Source organism: Microbacterium sp. B35-04, from assembly GCF_010634885.1.
Lineage (GTDB): Bacteria > Actinomycetota > Actinomycetes > Actinomycetales > Microbacteriaceae > Microbacterium.
The window spans coordinates 1-811 of sequence record NZ_MWLP01000167.1 but is presented as its reverse complement, the minus strand read 5'-3'; the positions used below and the strand labels follow the sequence as shown (position 1 = coordinate 811).

The 811-nt window shown below is 72.4% G+C and carries 1 protein-coding gene and 1 pseudogene; both read left to right on the top strand.

What is annotated here, in order from left to right; translation table 11 throughout:
- A partial coding sequence (locus tag B1729_RS20275) for a hypothetical protein (protein WP_163634617.1) occupies nt 1–432 on the top strand: 432 nt, incomplete at its 5' end.
- A 1-nt stretch (nt 433) separates the two neighbouring features.
- Nucleotides 434–811, top strand: a pseudogene (locus B1729_RS20270) (ECF transporter S component); the annotation flags it as partial.

Below are 811 nucleotides of genomic sequence, written 5' to 3'. Positions count from 1 at the left end.
ACCGTCGCGATCCTCGACAGCGCGTGCGCCGACGACGCGGGGATCACCGTCGCGGTCGACGCGTCGGCTCTCGAAGACGGCGACAGCGAGGAATGGTGCATCGGCACCGACGAGGCCCTGGCCGCCGCCGACGCCCTCACGCTCGTGAACGTGTCGACCGAGGGCACCGACGAGTACGGCGACGAGGTCGTGTGCCGCGTGAACGGCGTGCCCGCCGAAGACGTCGCGATCCCCGCCCCGGACGGCTCGGAGCACTTCGAGACCTGCGAGTCGATGGCGCCCGCCTTCGCCTACTGGGGGCTCTGGCTGAAGCCCGCGGGTGGCGAGTGGGACTACGCCCAGGAGGGCATCCTGACCCTCGAACTCCAGCCGGGCGAGTCGCTCGCGCTGGTCTACACGCTGAACGGCGAGCCGGCCGCGCCGACATCCTGACATGACCTTCCGACCCGGTCCTCTGCGTGCCGCGGCGATCCTCGCCGCAGGGTTCGTGGTGGCCCGGGTCGTATACCGCGTCCTCTTCCACGGCGCCGACGGCGACGGCGTGGTCCTGCTGGATCTGCCGGCCGTGCGGCTGCCGGCGCCGTTCGCGCACGTCGTGCTGCTCGGTCCGGTCACGGTCGACGGATTATGGGATGCCGCAGCCAGTGCACTCCCCATCGCCCTGTGCATCCTCGCGTTCGGGGCGCTGAACGCCGTCTTAGACCTCAACCGCGTGTTCGCGCGGGCGTCGCGCCGTGGTCCGCTCCGGGGCATCGCCCGCGCCCTCGCCATCGCCGGGGCGACGCTCCCTTCCCTCGCCGACGGCGCCCGC